Origin of the sequence: Pseudomonas sp. YuFO20 (genome assembly GCF_035064975.1) — a bacterium.
In the GTDB taxonomy this organism is placed as follows: domain Bacteria; phylum Pseudomonadota; class Gammaproteobacteria; order Pseudomonadales; family Pseudomonadaceae; genus Aquipseudomonas; species Aquipseudomonas putida_AE.
In genome coordinates, this window is record NZ_JAXDEO010000133.1 from 1 (window position 1) to 2,497 (window position 2,497).

The 2,497-nt window shown below is 61.9% G+C and carries 1 protein-coding gene and 1 pseudogene; both read right to left on the reverse strand.

Annotation, left to right across the window (positions count from 1 at the left end):
- Positions 1-266: 266 nt before the first annotated feature.
- Positions 267-1,097, reverse strand: a complete 831-nt coding sequence (locus SOP85_RS31545; protein ID WP_442967964.1) for a methyl-accepting chemotaxis protein — start codon at positions 1,095-1,097, stop codon at positions 267-269.
- A gap of 24 nt (positions 1,098-1,121) precedes the next feature.
- Positions 1,122-2,393, reverse strand: a pseudogene (locus SOP85_RS31550) (HAMP domain-containing protein); the annotation flags it as partial.
- Between the last annotated feature and the right edge of the window lie 104 nt (positions 2,394-2,497).

Sequence of the window (2,497 nt, forward strand, 5' to 3'; positions counted from 1 at the left end):
TTGATGGCCTCTTCGCGAGCAAGCCCGCTCCCACAGGGGATCTTCAGTGAACACGGGATTTGTGTGTGGCAAAGATCAAAGTGTGGGAGTGAGCCTGCTCGCGATGGCGGAGTGTCAGTTGTCATGGATGCTGGATTTGATGGCCTCTTCGCGAGCAAGCTGGCTCCCACAGGGGATCTTCAGTGAACACGGGATTTGTGTGTGGCAAAGATCAAAGTGTGGGAGCGGGCTTGCTCGCGAAGACGGTAGACCAGGCAACAGCTATCTCAAATCCGAAAACTCCCCACCAACTGATTCAACCTTCCCGCCTGCTGCTCCAGCTCCGTACAAGCCCGCAACGTCGCCTGCAGGTTCTCCACCCCTTGCTGGTTCAGCGTGTTGATCCGGGTGATGTCGACGTTCAAGGCCTCGACCACGGCGGTCTGTTCTTCGGTGGCGGCGGCGACGGACTGGTTGACGTTGTCGATCTCGCCGATGCGTTGGGTCACGCTGCTCAAGCGGGTGCCGGCGAGGTTGGCGATGGTGACGCTTTCTTCGCTGTGCTGCTGGCTTTCGGTCATGGTGGTGACCGAGTCGCGGGCGCCCACTTGCAGCTCCTCGATCATTTGCTGGATCTCCAGTGCCGAGGTTTGGGTGCGGCCAGCGAGGCTGCGCACTTCGTCGGCAACCACGGCAAAGCCACGGCCCGCTTCACCGGCACGTGCCGCTTCGATGGCGGCGTTGAGTGCCAGCAGGTTGGTCTGCTGGGAGATGCCCTTGATCACTTCGAGGATCTGCCCGATGTTCACGGTCTTGTCGTTGAGCACTTCGATGTTGCTGCACGACGCGCTGATCTTGCCGGACAGTTCGTTCATCACTTCTATCGTGCGCTGCACCACCTGGCGACCGTCTTCGGCCTGTTGCCGGGCGGAAGAAGCCTGCTGCGAGGCATCGGAGGCGTTGTGGGCGATCTCCTGGGCAGCAGCGCCCAACTGGTTGATGGCGGCGGCGACGCTGTTGGTGCGGCTCGATTGATCGTCGAAATTGCTCAGGGACGAATTGGAGGCGTCCAGCACGCGGCGGGCACCTTCGTTGACGCCATGGGCCGCCGACGACACTTCGCGGATCGACTGGTGAATGCGCTCGACAAAACGGTTGAACGCCGTGGCCAACTGGCCGATTTCATCCCGCGATTGCACTTGCAGGCGCCGGGTCAGGTCGCCTTCGCCGAGGGAGATATCTTCCATGACCCGGGTCAGCACTTTTAGCGGCCGGGTGATGCGCTGTGCCGTGTAGCCCATCAGCAGCAGGCCGAGCAGGGCCGAGCCGCCACCGAGCAGCAGTTCCAGCGCAGTGCTTTGCATGCTTTTGGCATCGAGTTGTTTTTGCAGGGTGGTGACCGGTGCCAGCAATACGTCTTGTGGTACACCCACCAGCACACCCCAGGGCGCGGCACCGGCAATCGGCGGCAGCGGTTCGAGGACCTTGATCTGCTGCGGGTCGACAAACACCTTCGGCCGACCCTGGCGCAAGGCGTCCATCACCTGGGCGTTGTCCATCGGTTGGCCGAGGCGACTGATGTCCTGGCTGTTGGCGGAGATCACACCACGGGGACTGACGATACTGATCTGGCCATGGCCGTCGAACAGCTGCAGCGCGCTGGCTTGGCTGTTCTTTTGCAACGCGGCGAGGTTGATGTCGAGGCCGACCACGGCGATGACTTTGCCGTTCTCCAGCAGCGGGAAGGCGACGCTGGTCACCAGCTTGCGACTGCCCGATGCCTCGTCGAAGTAGGGCTCCAGCACGCAGGCCTGGCGGGTGTCGCGGGCGCAGGTGTAGAAGGCGTTGTAGGGTGCGCCGCTGGGGCCCGGCTCGGTGTTGGCCAGCAGGCCTTCATCGCCGATCACCGCTTGCAGTTCGCCGGGGTTGCCCTGCACCCAGTACTGGGAGAAGCGTCCGGTTTCGTTGCTGCCCAGGTCCGGCTTGTCGGCGAAACCGGCATCGGCGCCGTCCAGCGCGTCGGGTTCGAAAATGACGTAAAGCCCGAGCAGGTCGGGCTTGTCGATCAGGGCTTGATGAAGCTGGGTACTCAGCGCCTGGCGCAGTTGTTGGCGGGTCAGGTTGCCCTGGTGCTGGAGTTGCCTCAGGTACAACAGGTACCGCGATAATCCCTGGCCGTATTCGTGGGTCTGCATGAAGGTGCGTTGCACTTGCATGGCCTGCACTTTGCCCAGGGCCTGCATGTGTTCCTTGGCCGCGTCGGCGAGCATGTCGCTGCTGGCCCGGGCCACTTGCTGGCTGCTTTGGTGCGTCTGGTAGAGCGACAGGCCCATCAGCAAGCCCACCACCAACACCAGGCTGAGGCCGGCGAGCAGGGTGATCTTGCTCTGTATCGTGAGAAATCTTTTGTGCATTGGAAACACCTTTTTCCCTGGAATGCATTGGCGCTGCCATCACGAACCTGTAGGAGCTGCCGCAGGCTGCGATCTTTTGACTTTCAAGATCAAAAGATCGCAGC